Genomic DNA, 20,515 nt, shown 5'->3' with positions numbered 1-20,515 from the left:
GAAGTCGGGCGATAAAAGACGAACAGCGAGCCGGGCAACTGCCCGGCTCGCTGTCAGGCAGGGGTCAGCTTAGCGACCAGACTTGACGCGGTTCCAGATACGGGTGCGCGCGCGCAGCACGTCCTGCGGCTTTTCCGCCTGAACGTACAGGTTCTGCATGACGTCTGCATCCGGATAAACCGCGGGATCATTCAGCAGCTCCTCGGAAAGGAACTCGTTAGCGGCCAGGTTGGGGTTGGCGTAGCTGACGTACTCGCTGATCTCGGCGGCAATTTCCGGGTCGAGAATAAAATTGATGAACGCATGAGCGTTCTCGGGGTTAGGCGCATCGGCAGGCACGGCCATCATGTCGAACCACAGCGCAGCGCCTTCCTTCGGGATGCTGTAAGCGATGGTGAAGTCGCGACCCGCTTCTTCAGCTCGGTCTGCTGCCTGGAACACGTCTCCCGAGTAGCCTGCGGCGACACAGATTTCGCCATTGGCCAGGTCAGAAATATAGCGCGAGGAGTGGAAGTAAGTGACATGGTTGCGTACGGCCGCGATCACTTGCCCGGCGGTTTCGATGTCCTCCAGGTTTTCACTCAGCGGGTCGCCGCCCGAGTAGGCAATGGCCGGCGAGAGCATTTCGTCCGCCGAGTCCATCATGGAGATACCGCAACCGGCCGCATGCAGAGCCGCGGTAATTTCAGGGTCGAAGAGCAGTGCCCAGCTATCCACCGGGGCATCGTCACCGAGAATCTCCTTCACTCGCTCGACATTGTAGCCAATGCCATTGGTGCCCCACATGTAGGGGATGGAGTACTGGCTGCCCTCATCGATGGCCTCCAGGTTGGCCATCAACTCCGGATTGAGGTTTTCGAAATTGGGCAGCTGCTCGTGGTCGAGGGGCTGGAACACCCCCGCTCTGGCTTGACGGGTAAAGTAGTAGTTGGAGGGCACGACCACATCGTAGCCCGAGCGGCCAGACAGCAGCGCCGCATCGAGGATCTCGTTACTGTCGTAGACATCGTAGGTCACGGAGATACCGGTGCGCTCGGTGAATTTCGCCAGCGTTTCCGGCGCAATGTAGTCGGACCAGTTGTATACCCGCACTTCATTGGCGTGGGCAGCGGTGGCCGCTACGGCAAAAGCGATTGCCGTAACGGCCACTGAACGTTTTGGGATATTCCCCATCTAGCTACTCCTTATCTCGAAAGTCCACTTGTCTTGAAAGTGCCCGTCGAACAGGCGCACCGAGCTTGGCAACGGTTAGCGCTGACGCCGATACCTCTTTGACTCATTTGCCGCTGCTGAGAAACAGCTTAGGCCATTCTGCTGACCGTGCGAATTTTGCGGTGCAGCGACGTCCATCGCAAGTCCAAGTGAAAAATTCTTGCATTACCCTGTTGGTGACCCCACATCCAAGGGCGCAGGCAAACTATAGACCTTGGCTATTGGCAACATCATTTTTTCCAATTTTAGCTATTAGTCGTAGTTCGCTAATATGGCCAGCAACTTTTCCAACCACCATTCACTCACTGCGGAGATGTTTTCAATGTCTTTGATCAATACCGAAGTAAAACCGTTTAAAGCGACTGCTTACCTGAACGGCGAGTTCGTTGACGTTACTGAAGCGGATCTGAAAGGTCAGTGGTCAGTGTTCTTCTTCTACCCCGCTGACTTCACCTTCGTATGCCCCACGGAGCTTGGTGATCTGGCCGACAACTACGAAGAGTTCAAGAAGCTGGGCGTCGAGATCTACAGCGTCTCCACCGACACCCACTTCACCCACAAGGCGTGGCACGACAGCTCCGAGACCATTGGTAAGCTGCAGTACCCGATGATTGCCGATCCGACTCTGCAAATTTCACGCAACTTCGAAGTACTGATCGAAGAAGCTGGCCTGGCCGAGCGCGGTACTTTCGTTGTCGACCCCGACGGCAAGATCCAGATCGTCGAAATCAACGCGGGCAACATCGGCCGTAACGCCGAAGAGCTGCTGCGCAAGGTCAAGGCTGCCCAGTACGTTCGCGCCAACCCGAACGAAGTGTGCCCGGCCAAATGGAAAGAAGGCGAAGAGACTCTGGCCCCGTCTCTGGACCTCGTAGGCAAGATCTAAACGCCTACCGCTGCCGACCCGGCGCGTGTCGGTCGGCAGCATCACACCCGGGCATGTCCCGGGTGTCTTTTTTTCAGCACCCTGTTAATGCATCCCTGTTTTCCCACACGCTTGCTCCTTATCGCATACCCAAGGCTGGCGTGCCTGGTCGAGAACGTTCTACTGCTGACTACGAGGAACCACTGTCATGCTGGACGCCAATTTAAAGAATCAATTGAAAGCGTATCTGGAAAAAGTGACTCAGCCCTTCGAGATCGTTGCGTCCCTCGATGACGGTGCCAAGTCACGCGAGCTGCTGGGCCTGCTGGAAGACATCAGCAGCCTGAGCACTCAGATCACCCTCAAAACCGACGGCCAGGATGCGCGCAAGCCCTCCTTTGCCCTAAACCGTGCCGGAGAAGAGACAGGCGTCGTGTTTGCGGGCATTCCCATGGGCCACGAATTCACGTCGCTGGTACTGGCGTTGCTGCAGGTCGGCGGACATCCGCCCAAAACGTCGCAAGAGCAGCTCGATCAAATCAAGGCGCTGGACGGCGAGATGTTGTTCGAGACCTACTACTCGCTCTCCTGTCAGAACTGCCCGGACGTCGTCCAGGCACTGAACCTGATGGCCATCTTCAACCCCAAGGTGCGCCACGTCGCCATCGACGGCGCCCTGTTTCAGGAGGAAGTCGAGGCCCGCGAAATCATGTCGGTGCCCAGCATCTACCTCAACGGCAAGCCCTTCGACCAGGGTCGCATGACGCTGGAGCAGATCCTGGCCAAGGTGGATACCGGCGCAGCCGAGCGTGAAGCCAAGAAACTGAGTGACAAGGCAGCCTTCGACACGCTGGTCATCGGCGGCGGCCCGGCGGGCGCGTCAGCGGCCATCTACTCTGCGCGCAAGGGCATCAATACTGGCGTTGCCGCCGAGCGCTTCGGTGGTCAGGTGGCCGACACCATGGGGATCGAGAACTTCATCTCCGTGACCCATACCGAAGGTCCCAAGCTGGTCAGCGCCCTGGAAGAGCACGTCAAGCAGTACGAAGTGGACGTCATGAACCTGCAGCGTGCCACCGCCTTCAAAGCAGCAGAAACCGAAGGTGGCCTGCACGAAGTGACCTTCGAATCCGGCGCCAAGCTGAAAAGCAAGACCCTGGTACTGGCCACAGGCGCCCGCTGGCGGGAAATGAACGTGCCCGGCGAGCAGCAGTATCGCAACAAGGGCGTGGCCTACTGCCCTCACTGCGATGGCCCGCTGTTCAAGGGCAAGCGTGTCGCGGTCATTGGTGGCGGTAATTCAGGCGTCGAAGCAGCCATCGACCTGGCAGGCATCGTCGGCCATGTGACCCTGGTGGAGTTCATGGGTGAAATGCGCGCCGACGCCGTGCTGCAGAAGAAGCTCAAGAGCCTGCCCAACGTGGATATCGTGCTGAACGCGCAAACCACCGAAGTGACCGGTGATGGCAGCCGCGTCAACGGCCTGACCTACAAGGATCGCCAGACCGACGAAGTCAAGAACATCGCTCTGGAAGGCATCTTCGTACAGATCGGCCTGGTGCCCAATACCGAGTGGCTGAAGGGCTCCCCCATCGAGATGTCACCGCGTGGCGAAATCATCGTCGACGCCCACGGCATGACCTCGGTGCCCGGCGTGTTTGCCGCAGGCGATGTCACCACCGTACCCTACAAGCAGATCATCATTGCCATGGGTGAAGGCGCCAAAGCGTCACTGGGCGCCTTCGACTACCTGATCCGCAACTGATTCATCCGCATAAAAAAGCAAAAGACCGTGCCCAGGCCCGCCTATTCAGGCGGGCTTTCGCGTTCAGTTATTCCGCACACCGGGCACGCCGGGTCACGCGGCACCTGGAAATGACGCCACTGCCCGCTGAGCCCGTCGAAGGCCGAGAGCCCCTGGTGTGCCTTCCCTGCGCCGCTCAGTAGCTTGAAGGCTTCGACCGCTTGAAAGCAGCCAATCAAGCCTACCAAAGGGGCCATGACGCCGCTCTCGGCACAGCTGAGGGCTTCGTCATCGCCAGCTTCCGGGGGATAGAGGCAGGCGTAGCAGGGGCTGTCTGGCTGACGCGGGTCGAATACCGCCAGCTGGCCGGAAAAGCGAATAGCCGCCCCCGAGACCAGCGGCACACCGGCTCGCTGTGTCGCGGCATTGATGGCATAGCGGCTGCTAAACCGGTCGGTACAGTCCAGCACCACCTGGGCCGAGGCCACCAACTCTGCCAACAGCTCGCCTTCGGCGTGACGCTCGATGGCCACCACCTGGCATTCAGGGTTCAGTGCTTCAAGGCGCTGCTGCGCCGAACGCGCCTTGTTGAGCCCCAGGCTGGCCTGCTGGTGGGCTATCTGGCGCTGCAGGTTGGAAAGCTCTACATGGTCGGCGTCTACCAGAGTAATCCGCCCCACTCCCGCCGCAGCGAGATACAGCGCGGCTGGCGAGCCCAGCCCGCCAGCCCCGATAATCAAGGCGTGAGCGCTACGCAGTCGCTCCTGACCCTCGATATCCACTTCGGGCAGCATGATTTGGCGGCTGTAACGCAGCAGCGCCTGATCGTCCATCATTGGCTTACTTATCCTCGAATTCCTCGAAATCAGGAATGTGGAGATTGAAGCTCTCTTTTACCTCTTCCATCACCACATAGCTCTTGGACTCTTTCACCCCTGGCAGCGTCAATACCACATCCCCCAGCAGCTGGCGGTAAGCGGCCATTTCCGGAATACGGCATTTCAGGATGTAGTCGAACTGCCCGGATACCAGGTGGCACTCCTGAATTTGCGGCAGTTTTTCCACGGCGCGCCGAAACTCATCGAAAACCGCCGGCGACTGGGTCTCCAGGCTGATCTCGACGAACACCAACAGGTTCGCCTTCAGGGCGCGAGGGTCCAGGATGGCCTGGTAGCCGCGAATGATACCAGCACGCTCCAGGCGCTTGACCCGCTCCAGACAAGGGGTTGTGGATAACCCAACTTCTGCGGCGAGATCCACGTAGGAGATACGCGCATTTTCCTGCAAACAGCGAAGGATCTTGAGGTCGATACGGTCCAGCGTTCTATTTTTTGGTTTCATGGCAGGATCCAATACAAATGAATCAGGCAGTTATTCGAGGTGCCCTAGGGTAACCCGTTCATGGCCACCCATGTCTTGCACGCTTTCAACGCTTTGATAGCCCGCCGCCAACAGTGCCTCACGCACACTGGCCGCCTGTTGGTAGCCATGCTCCATCGCCAGGTAGCCACCAGGTGCCAGGTGGGCCCTGGCGGCCTCGATCACGTGGAGCAGGTCGGCCATGCCGTTGGCATCGGCGACCAGCGCCGAGTGGGGCTCGAAGCGCACATCGCCCTGGCTCAAATGCGGATCATCGGCCGCAATGTAAGGGGGATTACTGACGATGATATCGAAAGGCGGCTCCTCAGCCGGAGGCAGAAATGCGCTGAGCCAGTCACTCAACACAAACCGGGCATTGGCAATGCCTAGCGCGGCGGCATTGCGCTCGGCCAGCGCCACGGCACCCGGGCGAATGTCCGCACCGATGACCTGCCAGCCCGGCTTTTCACTGGCCAGCGCCAGCGCAATGGCGCCGGTGCCGGTTCCCAGGTCCAGCAGCCTGCCCTCCGGGGCAGCGGCGCGAGAAAGCGCCACCTCCACCAGGGTTTCCGTGTCGGGCCTGGGGATCAGCGTATCGGGCGACGTCGCCAGCCGCAGCCCCCAGAATTCCCGCTCACCGGTGAGGTACGCCACCGGCTGCCCCTGGGCACGGGCGGCCACCAGCGCCTCGAAGCGAGCTCGCTCCCAGGTGGGGCATTCGCGGTCGCCCCAGGTATAGAGCCACGTTCGGCTGCACTGGGCAGCACAGCCCAGCAATACTTCAGCATCCAGCCGCGGCGTGGGCGAGCCTGCCTGCGTCAACCGCTGGGCCGCCTGTGACAGCAAGGCGTCGAAGGTCATCAGCCGTCCTGCAAGGCCGAGAGCTGCTCTGCCTGATACTCATGGATCAGCGGTTCGATCACGTCATCGAGCTGCTCGCCGCTGACCACTTCGGTCAGCTTATAGAGCGTCAGGTTGATGCGGTGGTCGGTGATGCGACCTTGAGGAAAGTTATAGGTCCGAATCCGCTCACTGCGGTCTCCCGAGCCGACCAGCGAACGGCGTGCATCGGCCTGCTCCTGGCGCTGGGAATCCACGGCATTGCGCTTGAGCTTGGCCGCCAGCAAGGACATCGCCTTGGCACGGTTCTTGTGCTGGCTGCGCTCTTCCTGGCACTCCACCACCACGCCGGTGGGCAAGTGGGTGATGCGAATCGCCGAGTCGGTGGTGTTGACGTGCTGGCCACCGGCACCGCTGGAGCGGTAGGTGTCCACCCGCAGGTCGGCGGGATTGATGTCCACATCGCCCACTTCATCCACCTCGGGCATGACCGCCACGGTACAGGCAGAGGTATGGATACGCCCCTGAGACTCCGTCGCGGGCACGCGCTGTACGCGATGGGCGCCCGACTCGAACTTGAGCCGTGCGTAGACGCCGTCGCCCTTGACCCGGGAGATCACCTCTTTATAACCGCCCTGCTCGCCGTGGCTGGCACTGACGATTTCTACCCGCCAGCCACGCTTTTCAGCATAGCGGGAGTACATGCGGAACAGATCACCGGCAAAAATCGCCGCTTCATCGCCACCGGTGCCCGCCCGTACTTCCAGAAACACGCCACGGCCATCGTCGGGATCCTTGGGGATCAGCAGGCGCTTCAGCTCGACGTCCAACTCTGCCAGCTGTTCACGACCATCGCTGATTTCCATTTCCGCCAGCTCGCGCATCTCCGGGTCACTGTCGCGGCTCAGCTGTTCGGCCTCGGCGATGCTGTCTTCGACCCCACGGTAACGTTGCCAGGCGGCCACCAGTTCTTCCAGCTCAGCGTATTCCCGCGAATAGTCACGGAAGCGCTGCTGATTGTTGATCACCTCGGGATCGGACAGCAGCATGGCCAGCTCCTCGAAACGGTCGGAGAAGCTATCCAGGCGTTGGCGCAAAGTCTCTTTCATGCGGGTGTATCATCCTTCTGGCGTTTTACCGGAGGCGCAGCCTGCTCGAAGGCAGGTTTGGGCGGCAGTAACAGGCGCGGCGCGGCGTTGAGCAATTCATGGTTTTCCTGCGAAGCAGCGTCACGAATGGCAAGCGTGGGTTGATGCATGAAGCGGTTGGCCAGCTGGTGAGCCATCCGCTCGATGACCCTGGCCGGGTCTTCACCCTTGGCCAGGCGTTCCAGCGCCTGCTCCCGCGCCTGGTCGCGCAGCGCTTCGCCATGACGACGATAATCTCGAATCACCTCGCCGCCATTGCGAATGCGGCGCTCATGCTGCCAGCTGCCGACGCCGTGTTCAATCAGCGACTCGGCCTGGTCGGCAGCCACCTGACGATGGCGACGGTTCTCTTCGATGACCTCTTCCAGATCATCCACGGTATACAGAAACACATCGGCCAGCTCACCCACCTGCGGCTCGATATCCCGAGGCACCGCAATATCGACCATGAAGACAGGCCGATGGCGGCGCTTTTTCAGGGCACGCTCGACCATCCCCTTGCCCAGAATCGGCAGCGGGGAAGCCGTGGACGAGATCACGATATCGGCATGCTCCAGCGCATCCGGAATCTCGGGCAGGGTGATAGCCGTCCCGCCCAGCGCCGCAGACACCTGTTCGGCACGCTCCCGGGTACGGTTGGCCACGGTGAGCTGACGCACGCCCGCCTCATGCAGATGGCGCGCCACCAGCTCGATGGTTTCTCCGGCACCGATCAACAGCGCCCGTGCGCGACTGAAGTCATCGAAGATACGGCTGGCCATGCTGACCGCCGCATAAGCCACCGAGACAGGGTTCTTGCCAATGCCGGTTTCAGTGCGCACCTGTTTGGCCACGGCAAAGGTATGTTGAAACAGCCGTTCCAGCTCGCCGCCCAGCCCTCTGGCCTGGCGCGCCTGCTGATACGCGTCTTTCAACTGCCCCAGAATCTGCGGCTCGCCCAGCACCATGGAGTCGAGCCCCACCGCTACGCGCATCAGGTGGCGAGCTGCTTCGTTGTCATGATAGTGGTACGCACAGCGTGCCAAATCATCGACCCGCAGATTGTGAAAGCGTCCCAGCCAGTCCAGCACGGTTTGCTCGCCTGCGGCATCGGTCACGCAGTAGAGCTCGGTACGGTTGCAGGTCGAGAGCACCGCGGCTTCGTGGATATGTGGCAGGCCACGCAGCTCGGCCAACGCGCTTTCCAGCTGCGTTGGCGTAAAGGCCACCTGCTCACGCACGGCCACGCTGGCAGTACGATGATTAATTCCCAGGGCAAGAAGCGTCATGCGGTCTGCGTCTTCGCTAGTGGATCGGTCGTCACGTCACTGTTCGTCGTTATCGCTTGGAGCGGGGCAATCAGGCAGCTTTACGAGTGAATTGTGCTGACCCGGCTCACTTTCAAGGTGGAACATTCTATCACAACACGGCATGTTCTGGCGCACACCACTTTGCCGCAGGCAGCCAAGCCGCTATGCTGAACACTCGGCCACCTGATCGAGATACGCATGCCCCACCGCGCAACACTTCCGGGTTTGTCCCGAGCACTATCGGGCCTTCCTCTATTACCGCTGGCCGCGACGCTGCTGCTGAGCGGCTGCCAGCTGTCCTCCACGCTTCCAGATCGTGGGTTCATGAGTTCTAGCCGCGACCCCATGCTGACGGCCCCGCCGGTCACACGCGGCCTGGATGCGGCAGGGCTCAGCACGCTGCTGGCTGCCGAGCTGGCTGGCCAGCGCGGTGACTACCGTTATGCAAGCCGTGGCTACCTGGATGCCGCCCAGCGCTACAACGCGCCGGGGCTGGCCGAGCGCGCCACCTTTGCAGCACGCTTTGGCAACGACGCCGCCTTGATGGAAGCTTCGGCGCTGCGCTGGCGCGAGCTGTCGCCCACCGCGGAAACGCCCAACCGGCTGCTAGCCGCCCTGTCCCTTCAGCGCGGCGACTGGCTGGATAGCCTGGAGCAGCGGCTGGCCATTGCCGAATCGGGCGGCTACGGCGACATATCGAGTTTCGCCGAGCTTGCGGTGGCGGAAGAAGCGCCACTCAATGTCCTGGTACAGCCGTTACGCACCTATCTGGCGCAACCGGCTGCTGCCGAGCGCGACTCCTACAGCGATGTGCTGCTGGGCACCGCGCTCATCGAAGCCGCCCTGGGCGAGACACAAACCGCTCGGCAGCACCTCGACCTGGTCGAGCAGCGCGAGCCCGAGTCCGCAGCACTGTGGCTGACCAAGGCACGCCTGGCGCTGGAAAGCGGCGACCACCGCGCAGCTCAGCGGGCGGCCCAGCAAGGGCTGAGCCTGTCACCCGATGACGTGCGCTTCATTCTCATGCTGGCCCAGGCCGAAATCCGCCTCAACAACATTACCGCCGCCGAAACCCAGACCAACGCCCTGCTGGAAACCCACGGAGGCAATCAGGAACTGCGCATCGCCCTGGCTCAGCTCTATCTCGAAGAGGGCCACAGTGAGCCCGCCTATCGGCTGCTGCAGCCTCTGATCGGCCAGGACAGAATTCCCAATATTGCCTACTTTCTGCTGGGCGCCATTGCACAATCTCAGGGCGATATCGACAACGCCCTGCTCTATTACCGCCAGGTGCGCGATGGCAACGAGTTTCTGCCCGCACGCGCAACCGCCGCTCGTATGCTGATCGACGACGACCGCCTGCTGGACGCGCGCGCCTTCCTGCGCATCGAGCGCATGCGCCACGACACCTATTTTGGCGATCTGGTGCTGCTCGAAGTGCAGCTGCTGGACGATCTCGGCATGGAGCAAGAGGCTGGCGCCCTGCTGGACCGGGAAATCACCCGCACGCCCGACGACACGCGCCTGCTGTACCTGCGCGCCATGCGCGGCTGGGAAATGGGCGATCTGGCCGCCATGGAGCGCGACCTGCAACAGATCCTGCGCACCGAGCCCAACAACCCCGACGCCTTGAACGCGCTGGGCTATACCCTGGCCGATTTGAACATCACCGAGCGCCTGGAAGAAGCCCGCGACCTGATTGAGCGCGCCTATGAAGCCGACCCTGACAACCCGGCCATCATGGATAGCCTGGGCTGGGTATACTTCCGGCTGGGCAAACTGGATGACGCCCTGGCGTGGCTGGAAAGCGCCTATTCGCGGCTACCCGATCAGGAAGTGGCCGCCCATTTAGCCGAAGTGCTGCATGCCCTGGGGCGCAGCGACGAAGCGCGCCAAACCATCGCCCGAGCCCTGCGGCGTGCCGACCACCACCCCCAAATAGACGAACTGCTGGAACGGCACCCTGAACTAACGCCTGCCAGCACGCCCTAATAGTGCACTCATCTGGATCCAGACCCTACTGACATGGAGCTTCTAATGTTGACTACGTCACTCCCCTCTGCCCGTCCGACACGCCGCCGCTTGTCTGGTGTACTGCCCACTACTCGCCTATGGGTGGCAGCCCTCGCCCTCTTGACCCTGGCAGGCTGCGCCAGCCAGGCGCCGGTCGATGAAAGCGGGCGCCAGGCAGGCCAGTGGGAGCGCCAGCAGGCGCAGGTCGAAGACTTCGACAGCTGGACGCTGGTGGGCAAAGCGGGCTTGCGCACCCCACAGGAAAACACCAGCGCCAACCTCGACTGGAACCAGACCCCGTTCTACTTCCGCATGCTGATCAGCGGTCCCTTTGGCGGCGGACGCAGCGTGCTGGAAGGACGTGAAGGACGCTTTTCGCTGAGCACCAGTGACGGCCGCTTCGAAGCCGAGACACCGGAAGCCCTGATGGAAGAGCAGCTGGGCTGGTCGCTGCCGGTGCGCGCCATGCCCGACTGGGTGCGCGGCCTCCCCGGTGACCACGCCAGCTATCAGTTGGAAACTGATGAACTGGGCTTCCCGCGTTTCCTGCAGCAGGATGGCTGGGAAATCGACTACCGTGACTGGGAGCGGGTAGAAGAGATGTGGCTGCCCCGCCGTCTGGTCATGAACTACGGCGATGTACGCATTACCCTGGTGGTCAACCAGTGGCAGGCATCCAGCCGTTCGGGCGAATAAGCGCAGACTCACTGCCCTGCACCTTCATTTTAGAGAACCGGCATGCCCGCAACACCACATCCATTGACTCTACCGGCCCCGGCCAAGCTGAATCGTATGCTGCATATCGTGGGCCGTCGTCCAGACGGCTACCACGAGCTGCAAACGCTGTTTCAGCTGCTCGACCTGTGCGACACGCTGACCTTTACCCTACGTCAGGACCGCCGCATTGAGCTGACCACCCCACTGGCAGGCGTTACCCACGATGACAATCTGATCGTCCGTGCCGCGCGCCTGCTCCAGCAGGAAAGCGGCCACCATATGGGCGTATCGATCACCATCGATAAGCGCCTACCCATGGGCGGCGGCCTGGGGGGTGGCAGCTCCAATGCCGCCACCGTGCTGGTGGGTCTCAATCAGCTGTGGCAGCTGGGTCTGGATCGCCAGACCCTGGCCACGCTGGGCCTGACGCTGGGCGCCGACGTCCCGGTGTTCGTGCATGGCCATAGCGCCTGGGCAGAAGGCGTTGGCGAACGGCTCACTCCGGTCACGCTGGACACCCCCTGGTTTGTGGTGATCCACCCCGGTGTGAGCGTCTCGACACCGGCCATCTTCCAGGATGCGGAATTGACACGCGACAGCCTCCCCATTACTATGGCGCGCGCACTGCAGGGGGGAGCGGCCGAATGGCGCAACGACTGCGAGGCAACGGTCAGGAAAGGCTATCCGCTCATTGCGGAAGCGCTTGACTGGCTCGCACAGTATGCACCGTGCCGATTGACCGGTACGGGCGCTTGTCTGTTTGCCGCCTTCGATACACAAGAGGCAGCACAGGCAGTGGCCAAGCAAGCCAACCAGCGCTGGAAAGCCTGGGTGGCCAAAGGGCTCAACACCTCTCCCCTACAAGATGCTCTGGGCTGCTGAAAGCGCCCGGTCGTCGCATCAGGCTGTTTGCTGGGGTATCGCCAAGTGGTAAGGCACCGGTTTTTGGTATCGGCATTCCCAGGTTCGAATCCTGGTACCCCAGCCAATCCTGATGTTGATCTGCGTTTTCTCCCCTGATTCCCAACACTGCAAAGGTGGCTGCGCGTGTCAAAATTGATGGTCTTCACCGGGAATGCCAATCCCGAACTCGCTCAAAAGATTGCCGAGAGCTTGGACAGCCGCATGGGTAATGCCACGGTGGGTCAATTCAGCGACGGCGAAATCGCGGTCGAGATCAATGAGAACGTGCGTGGCAAGGATGTCTTTATCCTGCAATCCACCTGCGCGCCGACGAACGACAACCTGATGGAGCTCATCCTGATGGTCGACGCCCTGCGTCGTGCCTCGGCGACCCGCATCACGGCCGTCGTTCCCTACTTCGGCTATGCCCGTCAGGATCGTCGTGTACGCTCCGCCCGCGTCCCCATCTCGGCCAAGGTAGTCGCCGACATGATGGTAAAAGCAGGCGTCGACCGCGTCATGACCATGGACCTGCACGCCGACCAGATTCAAGGCTTCTTCGATGTGCCAGTAGATAACGTCTACGGCTCTCCGATCCTGCTCGACGACATCGAGCGCCAGAACTACGACGACCTGGTGGTGGTATCCCCCGATGTCGGCGGCGTAGTACGTGCTCGCGCCATCGCCAAGCAGTTGAATGCCGACCTGGCCATCATCGACAAGCGTCGCCCCCAGGCCAACCAGGCGCAGGTCATGCACATCATCGGTGAAATCGAAGGCCGCACCTGCGTAGTCGTCGATGACATGATCGATACCGCAGGCACCTTGTGCAAAGCGGGCGAAGCCTTGAAAGATCATGGCGCGGCGCGGGTCGTCGCCTATGCCACCCACCCGATCCTGTCGGGCCCGGCGGTAGACAACATTACCAACTCCGTACTGGATGAAGTCGTGGTGACCGACACCATTCCGCTGGCCGACCATGCGCGTCGCAGCGGAAAGATTCGCCAGTTGAGCGTTGCTGGCCTGATTGCGGAAGCCATTCGCCGCGTCAGCAACGAAGAATCCGTCAGCGCGATGTTCCACTGATCGCCTGATGTGACAAGCCCCCATCTGGGGCCATGGGAACGTCGTCGCCTGGTCGCGGGCGGCGGCGTTTCCTTACTTAAACCAAGAGGCAATTAACATGTCTGATTTTATCCTGAAAGCCAGCGTTCGTAACGACCTGGGGAAAGGTGCGAGCCGCCGCCTGCGTCGTGCGAACCAATTCGTACCGGCCGTTGTGTACGGCGGTGAGAAAGGCGCGCAATCCATCTCTGTCGAAAAGACCGCTTTCTACAAGGCGATCGAAGACGAGTCGTTCTTCTCTTCCGTCATCAAGCTGGTCGTCGACGGCAGCGAAGAGCAGGTCGTTGTTCGTGATCTGCAGCGCCACCCCTTCAAGCCGCTGCTGACCCACGCCGACTTCATGCGCGTCGACGCGACTCACGCCATCACCATGAACGTGCCGCTGCACGTGGTGAACGAAGAGAAGTGTGTGGGCATCAAGGACCAGGGCGGTGAACTGCACGTGCTGGCCAACGAAGTTGCCATCAGCTGCTTGCCGAAAGATCTTCCTGACTTCCTGGAAGTGGACATCAGCAAGGTCGAGCTGGGCACTACCCTGCACCTGTCTGACCTGACCTTCCCGGCGGGCGTCACTTCCGTTGACCTGTCCCACGGTGAAGAGCACGACAACGCCGTACTGAGCATCACGGCTGTCAAAGTACGTGTTGAAGAAGAAGGCGAAGGCGACGCAGAAGAAAGCGCCGAGTAAGCCGCCAAGTAAGCCAGGCGCAGCGGTATTGCGCCCCGAGCCATGCCCGCATGGCTCGGAAATGATAAAATCAAGCGCCTCGGCGCTTGATTTTTTTTTGCGACTCGAGACACGCTGCCATTTTCATCCTACTGGAGCTGAGCACATGAGCCAGGTAACGGCCATTATCGGGCTGGGAAACCCCGGCGCTGACTATGATGCAACCCGCCACAACGCCGGTTTTTGGCTGGTCGAGGCCCTTGCCCGCAGCGCCCACAGTGAACTGCGCCCGGAAAAGAAGTTTCTGGGGCTTTATGCCAAGGTACGCCTGGGCGAGCACGAACTGCACCTGCTGAACCCCTCGACCTTCATGAACCGCAGCGGCGCTGCGGTGGCTGCGCTGACCCAGTTCTTCAAGCTCACTCCAGAGAACCTGCTGGTCGCCCATGACGAGCTGGACCTGCCCCCCGGCCAGGCACGCTACAAGACCGGTGGCGGGCACGGCGGCCACAACGGCCTGCGCGACATCATCAGCGCGCTGGGCAACCAGAAGCAGTTCCACCGCCTGCGCATCGGCATCGGCCACCCGGGGGAAGCACGCCAGGTGGTCAATTACGTGCTGGGCCGCCCTGGCAAAGCCGAACAGGAAGCCATCGCGCACGCCCTGGAGGAGAGTCTGGCCACCCTGCCGCTGGCACTTTCCGGCGATTGGGCTAAAGCCATGAACCGCCTTCATAGCGTAAAATAGCAGCACGTTTGATCAGTCGTGTGATCGCACACGTTTATTCACTGTTGGCCAGCGCCTCACGAAATAGCGCTGGCCTAGCGGCCAGGAAGTAATGTATGGGCTTTAACTGCGGTATTGTCGGCCTACCCAACGTAGGCAAATCCACCCTGTTCAATGCACTGACGAAGTCAGGTATCGATGCCGAGAACTTCCCGTTCTGTACCATCGAACCCAACGTCGGCATCGTTCCCATGCCAGACCCACGCCTGGATAAGCTGGCAGCCATCGTCAAGCCCGAAAAAGTCCTGCCGACCACCATGGAATTCGTGGATATCGCCGGCCTGGTGGCAGGTGCGTCCAAGGGCGAAGGGCTCGGCAACAAGTTTCTCGCCAACATTCGTGAAACCCAGGCCATTGCCCACGTGGTGCGCTGCTTCGACAACGACAACGTGATCCACGTGGCCAACCAGGTAGACCCCCGCGCCGACATCGAGACCATCAACCTGGAACTCGCTCTGGCCGATCTGGATACGGTGGAAAAAGCCAGCCAGCGCCTGGTGCGCGTGGTCAAGGGTGGCGACAAGGACGCCATGGCCACCAAGGCGGTGCTGGACAAGATTCAGCCCCACCTGGCGGAAGGCCAGCCGCTGCGCAGCTTTGGCCTGGATGAAGACGAGAAACGCCAGGTCAAAAGCTTTGGTTTCCTGACGCTCAAGCCCACCATGTACATTGCCAACGTCAATGAAGATGGTTTCGAGAACAATCCCTACCTGGACATCGTCAAGGAGATCGCCGCCGAAGAAGGCGCTGTGGTCGTGCCGGTGTGCAACCAGCTGGAAGCCGAAATCGCCGAGCTCGACGACGATGAGCGCAGCATGTTCCTGGCCGAAATGGGCATGGAAGAGCCGGGGCTGGACCGCGTCATCCGCGCAGGCTATGCCCTGCTGGGCCTGCAGACCTACTTCACCGCAGGCGTCAAGGAAGTACGTGCCTGGACCGTCAAGCAGGGGGCCAGCGCCCCGGAAGCTGCCGGGGTCATTCACACAGACTTCCAGAAAGGCTTCATTCGCGCCGAAGTGATCGCCTATGACGACTACGTCTCGCTGGGCGGTGAACAGGGTGCCAAGGATGCTGGCAAATGGCGCCTGGAAGGTAAGGACTACATCGTCAAGGATGGCGACGTGATCCACTTCCGTTTCAACGTATAACGCACCAAACAATCAATGCTTGACGAATGACAAAGGGGTGGGTAATATTCGCCCCCGTTGCACGGCTACGTAGCTCAGCTGGTTAGAGCACATCACTCATAATGATGGGGTCCCCTGTTCAAATCAGGGCGTAGCCACCAACACCGAATCGAGCTAGCAATAGCGAAGGCCCGCTGATTTCATCAGCGGGCCTTTTTCATTTTGGTTCGTTCTGGTTCGCTGACGGGTGATCAGTGCAGCGTCACGCGATTCAGGAACTGAACCAACGCGCGAGTCAGATACTCGACGTCGCGAGTGCCGGACGTTTCACGAATGGAGTGCATGGCCCACTGCGGTAAGCCCACATCGATAGTCGGCACGCCCACTTCGGTCGCCGTGATCGGACCGATGGTGCTGCCGCAGCCCATGTCCGCCCGGGTGACGAATGACTGCACAGGCACATCGGCTTCTCGACAAACATCGCGAAACAGTGCGCCGGTCACGCTGTTGGTGGCGTAGCGCTGGCTCGCGTTCACCTTGATCACCGGCCCGCCGTTGATGGCCGGCCCATGGCGCTCATCGTGCTTGTCACGGAAGTTGGGATGCAGCGCATGGGCGTTATCGCAGGAGATCATCAGTGACGATTGAATCAGCTGAATCAGCGACTCTTCACTACCCCCGCCCACCTGCCCATTCAAACGCTTGAGCACGTCTCCCAGAAACGGCCCCTGTGCACCGCAGGCGCTGGCGCTACCGACCTCTTCATGGTCGTTGGCCACCAGTAACGCCCCCTGCTCGCCATCGCACGCCAGCAGCGCCTCCAGCCCGACGAAGCACGACAGCAAATTATCCAGCCGGGCACTGGCCAGCAGCTCCTGACGCAACCCCACCAGCGCAGGCGGCTGTACGTCGTAAAAACCCAGCTCGAAATCGACGACATCCACGGCACGCAGCCCGTGCTGCGCTTCCAGCCACTGCGCCAACAGGTCGTTGAGCTCGAGGTCGTTGCTCTGCAGCAATACCGGTGCCATCTGGGTTTGCGGGTTGATCGTACGCCCCGCATTGACGTCACGGTCCATGTGAATCGCCAGGCTCGGAATCATCGCCACCGGCTGCGCCACGTTCAGCAACACACTTTCCAGCCGACCATCGGCGTGGCGCACGTGCACCCGCCCCGCCAACCCCAGCTCACGGTCGAACCAGGGCGCCAACAGCACGCCGCCGTACACCTGCACACCCAGCTGCATCCAGCCCGCCGAGTACTGCGTGGCATTAGGCTTCAAGCGCAACCCAGGGCTGTCGGTATGCGCTCCCAGCATACGCAGGCTGGACAACTTTCCGGCAGGCAGCTGGAAGGCGATCAGCGACGAGTCATTGCGCGTCACGTAGTAACGCTTGCCAGGCGCAAGCTGCCAGTTGGCGGTCTCTTCCAAGCGTGTAAAGCCCGCCTGCTCCAAACGCTGCGCCATGTTCTGGGTGGCGTGCCATGGCGTGGGCGACTGCTGCAAGAAATCGCACAGTCGCGTTAAACGTTCTGCGTTGAAAGCCTCGGACATGGAAATCCTCTTTACAGTAATGATTGAGTCTCACAGGGTAAATGACCTGCTACAATGCTCCCTCGGCCTACGCAACTCATGGGCTAACTGCGTGTCTAGGGAAGAATGAGTGTACACAAATCCGGGAGAGCTTGACTGATGAGCTTGTTTGCAACGCTTTCGCGCTCGGTCGCCCTTGCTGTCATGCTGGTGGTGACCAGTCCGGCGGCGATGGCCCAACTGGCGCCGACAGACGAACAACGCCAAGCGGCCGTAGAAATTGCGGACTCGCTCCGCTATGGCCACTACGCGAACATTAATTTTGACCCGCAGTGGTCCGAGGAGGCTTTCCAGCGCTACCTGGACATACTCGATGGTCAACGCGCCTATTTGCTCAACCGTGATATTGAACCCTATCGTCATCTGGAAAACGATATGGCCGAGGCGCTGTTCGAAGGAGAACTCGACGACGCCTTTGCACTCTACAACCGCCTGAGCGAGCGCCACACTTCTCGCCTGGAGTGGCTGCTGGCACGCCTGGACGAAGGCCTCTCGCTGGAGTTCGAAAGCGACGAGCGCCTGGAAGTGGATCGTGAAAGCGCCCCCTGGGCCAGCCGTGAAAGCGAACTCGATGAACTGTGGCGCAAGCGCCTCAAGAACGACGCTCTGACCCTGGCACTCACCGGCCAGGACGATGAGCAGATCGAGAACAACCTGCGCCAGCGCTATGAAGGCCAGCTGACCCGCCTGCGGCAGACCGAATCGGAAGACGTATTCGGTCTACTGATGGCCGCGGTGTCCAGCACCATCGACCCACACACGGGCTACCTGTCGCCACGCCAGGGTGAATCCTTCGACATTCAGATGAGCCTTTCGCTGGAAGGCATCGGCGCCCTGCTGCAAGCCGACGGCGAGTACGTCAAGGTCTCCAGCCTGGTGCCTGGCGGCCCTGCCGACCGTGCCGGAGTGCTGGAGCCTGCTGACCGCATCATTGCGGTAGGCCAGGAAGATGGCGAGATGGTCAACGTGGTGGGCATGCGCCTGGACAACGTGGTCGATTTGATTCGCGGCCCCAAGGGCTCAGTGGTTCGCCTGGACGTCGTGCCTGCTCAGGCGGTGGACATGACCCGCTCACAAATCGTGGAAATCACCCGCGACACCGTTAGCCTGGAAGACCAGGCCGCCAAGGGCGAAGTCATTGAAGTCATGCGCGATGGCGAGCCGCACCGTATCGGCGTCATCACCGTGCCGACTTTTTACGTTGACTTCGACGCCTGGCAGGCAGGAGAAGACGAGTATCGCAGTACCACCCGCGACGTGGCTCGTGAGATCGAGAACCTCAAGCAAGAGGGCGTCGAGGGCATCGTGCTGGACCTGCGCAATAACGGCGGCGGCGCCCTGCAGGAGGCCAACTCACTGATCGGCCTGTTCATCGATCGCGGCCCCACGGTACAAGTGCGTGACGCCCAGGGCCGTATCCAGCTCTACGGCGACACCGAAGCAGGCACGCTCTACGACGGCCCGCTTACCGTCCTGGTCAACCGCCTGTCGGCCTCGGCCTCCGAGATTTTCGCGGGCGCCATTCAGGACTATGGCCGCGGCATCGTGGTGGGTGCCTCGACCTTTGGCAAAGGCACGGTACAGACCCTCAACGACCTGAGCCATGGCCAGATCAAGCTGACACGCGCCAAGTTCTACCGCATCTCTGGCGACAGCACCCAGAATCGCGGCGTAGAGCCGGACATCGCCTTCCCCAGCCTGATCGATCCCGAGCGCATTGGGGAGAGCAGCCTGGACAACGCCCTGCCTTGGGACACCGTCCAGAACGTTCAGTATCGTCGCTACGGCTCGCCGGAAACGGTCCTGCCCACCCTCATCTCGCTACATGAGGAGCGCGCCAAGGGTAACCCCAATTTCCGCTACCTGGAGCGCCAATCCACCCTGGCCCGCCAGCTGCGCGAACAGCACACCAGCGTCAGCCTGAACCGCGAACAGCGCCAGCGCGAGCTGGAAGCTCAGGAAGCCGAGCAGCTCTCGCTGGAAAACCAGCGCCGCCGCGCACTGGGTCTCCCAGAGCTGGAAGAGTGGATGGATGCCCGCAGCGACGGCACCCAGGATGACGAGACCGACACCGAGCGCGACGAAGCCGCTCCCGTCGACCGCGCTCATGTGCTGGAAGCCGCCGAAATCCTGCTCGATTTCGCACACCTGGAGAAAGCCCAGCGCATGGCACGCCGCTGAGCAGCCCCTGCCCCGACGCATGACGGCGACGGGGCAGCCTGTCCAGACAAAACGACCCGCGCAGAACGCTCCATGCAAAACGCCAGCCCTTGGGCTGGCGTTTTACCATATGAACGAATCGACAACACCACCGTTGACGGAACCATCCACTCCATCAGCACAAGGCCGCACGCCGAGCTGGCCGATCTCCCATCTTCAACAGGCGCTTCGTCAAGCCAGCCAGCTGCACTTCGCTGCCTTTTGCCCCCGCCTCGATGATGGCCATGGCCCATGCAGGCAGCTGTGGCGCAAGATGATAGTACACCCACTGCCCTTCACGCTGGTCGATCAGCAGACCACACTGGCGCAACTGCGCCAGATGACGCGACACCTTGGGCTGCGACTCCTCGAGCGCATACGTCATTTCACATACGCACAGCGACCGCTCCTGGGCGATCAGCAGTACCAGCATCAAGCGCGTCTCATCGCTCAAACATTTAAAGACCTGCAGCGCCTGCAAGCCAGTTGCATCCTTCACGCGCTTCTCCAACGTTCGTTACCGTTCTGATGCTCATGCTACCGAAAAAGCTGGCGACAGGGCATCATTAAACGCCCCGAGCAAACGCAACGGACGCAACAAAGCCTTGCCATGCACCAGAGCTTGATAGGCATTAGAGATAGAGAAAAAGGAAATACGGCGTACTACGAAAGAGAAGGGAATTGATCGGCTAGATCGATCATACATGGAGAAATGAAATGGCTCCTCGAGCAGGACTCGAACCTGCGACCCAATGATTAACAGTCATTTGCTCTACCAACTGAGCTATCGAGGAACATCTGTGCGTCAGCAGCGAAACGTGCGTCGGCAATAAAAGCAGAATAGCGAATTGGCTCCTCGAGCAGGACTCGAACCTGCGACCCAATGATTAACAGTCATTTGCTCTACCAACTGAGCTATCGAGGA

The 20,515-nt window shown here is 60.9% G+C and carries 18 protein-coding genes and 4 tRNA genes; 12 read left to right on the top strand and 10 right to left on the bottom strand.

Annotated elements, in window-relative coordinates; all coding sequences use genetic code 11:
- Positions 1–69: 69 nt before the first annotated feature.
- Positions 70–1,173 carry a polyamine ABC transporter substrate-binding protein gene (locus CWI66_RS13110; RefSeq protein WP_081137578.1) on the bottom strand — a complete coding sequence of 368 codons (1,104 nt, stop codon included), beginning with the start codon at positions 1,171–1,173 and terminating at the stop codon, positions 70–72.
- 361 nt (positions 1,174–1,534) lie between these two features.
- Between CWI66_RS13110 and ahpC the strand changes: the two genes are divergently transcribed.
- Entirely contained in the window at positions 1,535–2,098 is a 564-nt protein-coding gene (gene ahpC, locus CWI66_RS13105) for an alkyl hydroperoxide reductase subunit C (RefSeq protein ID WP_081137576.1), read from the top strand.
- A gap of 187 nt (positions 2,099–2,285) precedes the next feature.
- Positions 2,286–3,842: an alkyl hydroperoxide reductase subunit F gene (ahpF, locus tag CWI66_RS13100; RefSeq protein WP_100731922.1), complete on the top strand. Its 1,557-nt coding sequence runs from the start codon at positions 2,286–2,288 to the stop codon at positions 3,840–3,842.
- 41 nt (positions 3,843–3,883) lie between these two features.
- Here ahpF and CWI66_RS13095 read toward each other — a convergent pair whose 3' ends face one another.
- The 5 genes from CWI66_RS13095 to hemA are packed head-to-tail and all read right to left on the bottom strand — an operon-like array spanning position 3,884 to position 8,436.
- On the bottom strand, positions 3,884–4,657 hold the full coding sequence (locus tag CWI66_RS13095; RefSeq protein ID WP_100731921.1) for a HesA/MoeB/ThiF family protein: 774 nt from the start codon (positions 4,655–4,657) through the stop codon (positions 3,884–3,886).
- Between the two features lie 4 nt (positions 4,658–4,661).
- The gene (locus CWI66_RS13090) at positions 4,662–5,162 is read right to left on the bottom strand and encodes an Lrp/AsnC ligand binding domain-containing protein (RefSeq protein ID WP_016914425.1); all 501 of its coding nucleotides are present in this window, start codon (positions 5,160–5,162) and stop codon (positions 4,662–4,664) included.
- A 30-nt stretch (positions 5,163–5,192) separates the two neighbouring features.
- Complete coding sequence (gene prmC / locus CWI66_RS13085; RefSeq protein ID WP_100731920.1) at positions 5,193–6,041, bottom strand: peptide chain release factor N(5)-glutamine methyltransferase; 849 nt, start codon at positions 6,039–6,041, stop codon at positions 5,193–5,195.
- Positions 6,041–7,129, bottom strand: coding sequence for a peptide chain release factor 1 (gene prfA, locus CWI66_RS13080; RefSeq protein WP_100731919.1), 1,089 nt, complete (start codon positions 7,127–7,129; stop codon positions 6,041–6,043). Before prfA ends, prmC begins: the two co-directional genes overlap by 1 nt.
- The gene (gene hemA, locus CWI66_RS13075) at positions 7,126–8,436 is read right to left on the bottom strand and encodes a glutamyl-tRNA reductase (protein ID WP_100731918.1); all 1,311 of its coding nucleotides are present in this window, start codon (positions 8,434–8,436) and stop codon (positions 7,126–7,128) included. The genes prfA and hemA overlap by 4 nt, the downstream gene beginning before the upstream one ends.
- 345 nt (positions 8,437–8,781) lie before the next feature.
- On the opposite strand from hemA, the gene CWI66_RS13070 reads away from it, so the two are divergent.
- From CWI66_RS13070 to CWI66_RS13030, 9 genes are all read left to right on the top strand, one after another.
- The gene (locus CWI66_RS13070; RefSeq protein ID WP_446718683.1) at positions 8,782–10,449 is read left to right on the top strand and encodes a tetratricopeptide repeat protein; all 1,668 of its coding nucleotides are present in this window, start codon (positions 8,782–8,784) and stop codon (positions 10,447–10,449) included.
- 45 nt (positions 10,450–10,494) lie between these two features.
- On the top strand, positions 10,495–11,166 hold the full coding sequence (gene lolB / locus CWI66_RS13065; protein ID WP_081195657.1) for a lipoprotein insertase outer membrane protein LolB: 672 nt from the start codon (positions 10,495–10,497) through the stop codon (positions 11,164–11,166).
- Between the two features lie 42 nt (positions 11,167–11,208).
- On the top strand, positions 11,209–12,069 hold the full coding sequence (ispE, locus tag CWI66_RS13060) for a 4-(cytidine 5'-diphospho)-2-C-methyl-D-erythritol kinase (protein WP_100731916.1): 861 nt from the start codon (positions 11,209–11,211) through the stop codon (positions 12,067–12,069).
- Between the two features lie 31 nt (positions 12,070–12,100).
- A tRNA-Gln gene (locus tag CWI66_RS13055) sits at positions 12,101–12,175 on the top strand.
- 59 nt (positions 12,176–12,234) lie between these two features.
- On the top strand, positions 12,235–13,176 hold the full coding sequence (locus tag CWI66_RS13050) for a ribose-phosphate pyrophosphokinase (protein WP_026001771.1): 942 nt from the start codon (positions 12,235–12,237) through the stop codon (positions 13,174–13,176).
- Between the two features lie 97 nt (positions 13,177–13,273).
- Positions 13,274–13,903, top strand: a complete 630-nt coding sequence (locus CWI66_RS13045) for a 50S ribosomal protein L25/general stress protein Ctc (protein ID WP_016914433.1) — start codon at positions 13,274–13,276, stop codon at positions 13,901–13,903.
- Positions 13,904–14,048: 145 nt separating this feature from the next.
- Entirely contained in the window at positions 14,049–14,630 is a 582-nt protein-coding gene (gene pth, locus CWI66_RS13040) for an aminoacyl-tRNA hydrolase (protein WP_016914434.1), read from the top strand.
- 95 nt (positions 14,631–14,725) lie between these two features.
- Positions 14,726–15,817, top strand: a complete 1,092-nt coding sequence (gene ychF / locus CWI66_RS13035) for a redox-regulated ATPase YchF (protein WP_016914435.1) — start codon at positions 14,726–14,728, stop codon at positions 15,815–15,817.
- Positions 15,818–15,880: 63 nt separating this feature from the next.
- Positions 15,881–15,957: transfer RNA gene (locus CWI66_RS13030), tRNA-Met, on the top strand.
- 90 nt (positions 15,958–16,047) lie between these two features.
- On the opposite strand, the gene CWI66_RS13025 is transcribed toward CWI66_RS13030, so the two are convergent.
- A complete protein-coding gene (locus CWI66_RS13025) occupies positions 16,048–17,352 on the bottom strand; it encodes a M18 family aminopeptidase (protein WP_100731915.1) in 1,305 nt (434 codons plus the stop codon).
- Between the two features lie 138 nt (positions 17,353–17,490).
- On the opposite strand from CWI66_RS13025, the gene CWI66_RS13020 reads away from it, so the two are divergent.
- The gene (locus tag CWI66_RS13020) at positions 17,491–19,572 is read left to right on the top strand and encodes a carboxy terminal-processing peptidase (RefSeq protein WP_100731914.1); all 2,082 of its coding nucleotides are present in this window, start codon (positions 17,491–17,493) and stop codon (positions 19,570–19,572) included.
- 154 nt (positions 19,573–19,726) lie between these two features.
- Here CWI66_RS13020 and CWI66_RS13015 read toward each other — a convergent pair whose 3' ends face one another.
- From CWI66_RS13015 to CWI66_RS13005, 3 genes are all read right to left on the bottom strand, one after another.
- Complete coding sequence (locus tag CWI66_RS13015) at positions 19,727–20,023, bottom strand: metalloregulator ArsR/SmtB family transcription factor (RefSeq protein WP_229800785.1); 297 nt, start codon at positions 20,021–20,023, stop codon at positions 19,727–19,729.
- A 285-nt stretch (positions 20,024–20,308) separates the two neighbouring features.
- Positions 20,309–20,384, bottom strand: a tRNA-Asn gene (locus CWI66_RS13010).
- A gap of 55 nt (positions 20,385–20,439) precedes the next feature.
- Positions 20,440–20,515, bottom strand: a tRNA-Asn gene (locus CWI66_RS13005).

Origin of the sequence: Halomonas sp. 141, assembly GCF_002810305.1 — a bacterium.
GTDB lineage: Bacteria > Pseudomonadota > Gammaproteobacteria > Pseudomonadales > Halomonadaceae > Vreelandella > Vreelandella stevensii.
This window is presented reverse-complemented; position numbering and strand designations above follow the sequence as displayed.

Coding starts and splice junctions, on each gene's coding strand:
- ispE (WP_100731916.1), top strand. CDS start 11,209: ATGCCCGCAACACCACATCCATTGACTCTACCGGCCCCGGCCAAGCTG.
- ychF (WP_016914435.1), top strand. CDS start 14,726: ATGGGCTTTAACTGCGGTATTGTCGGCCTACCCAACGTAGGCAAATCC.
- CWI66_RS13070 (WP_446718683.1), top strand. CDS start 8,782: ATGAGTTCTAGCCGCGACCCCATGCTGACGGCCCCGCCGGTCACACGC.
- CWI66_RS13015 (WP_229800785.1), bottom strand. CDS start 20,023: ATGCTGGTACTGCTGATCGCCCAGGAGCGGTCGCTGTGCGTATGTGAA.
- CWI66_RS13110 (WP_081137578.1), bottom strand. CDS start 1,173: ATGGGGAATATCCCAAAACGTTCAGTGGCCGTTACGGCAATCGCTTTT.
- prfA (WP_100731919.1), bottom strand. CDS start 7,129: ATGAAAGAGACTTTGCGCCAACGCCTGGATAGCTTCTCCGACCGTTTC.
- ahpC (WP_081137576.1), top strand. CDS start 1,535: ATGTCTTTGATCAATACCGAAGTAAAACCGTTTAAAGCGACTGCTTAC.
- hemA (WP_100731918.1), bottom strand. CDS start 8,436: ATGACGCTTCTTGCCCTGGGAATTAATCATCGTACTGCCAGCGTGGCC.
- CWI66_RS13090 (WP_016914425.1), bottom strand. CDS start 5,162: ATGAAACCAAAAAATAGAACGCTGGACCGTATCGACCTCAAGATCCTT.
- CWI66_RS13025 (WP_100731915.1), bottom strand. CDS start 17,352: ATGTCCGAGGCTTTCAACGCAGAACGTTTAACGCGACTGTGCGATTTC.
- prmC (WP_100731920.1), bottom strand. CDS start 6,041: ATGACCTTCGACGCCTTGCTGTCACAGGCGGCCCAGCGGTTGACGCAG.
- ahpF (WP_100731922.1), top strand. CDS start 2,286: ATGCTGGACGCCAATTTAAAGAATCAATTGAAAGCGTATCTGGAAAAA.
- CWI66_RS13020 (WP_100731914.1), top strand. CDS start 17,491: ATGAGCTTGTTTGCAACGCTTTCGCGCTCGGTCGCCCTTGCTGTCATG.
- pth (WP_016914434.1), top strand. CDS start 14,049: ATGAGCCAGGTAACGGCCATTATCGGGCTGGGAAACCCCGGCGCTGAC.
- lolB (WP_081195657.1), top strand. CDS start 10,495: ATGTTGACTACGTCACTCCCCTCTGCCCGTCCGACACGCCGCCGCTTG.
- CWI66_RS13045 (WP_016914433.1), top strand. CDS start 13,274: ATGTCTGATTTTATCCTGAAAGCCAGCGTTCGTAACGACCTGGGGAAA.
- CWI66_RS13095 (WP_100731921.1), bottom strand. CDS start 4,657: ATGATGGACGATCAGGCGCTGCTGCGTTACAGCCGCCAAATCATGCTG.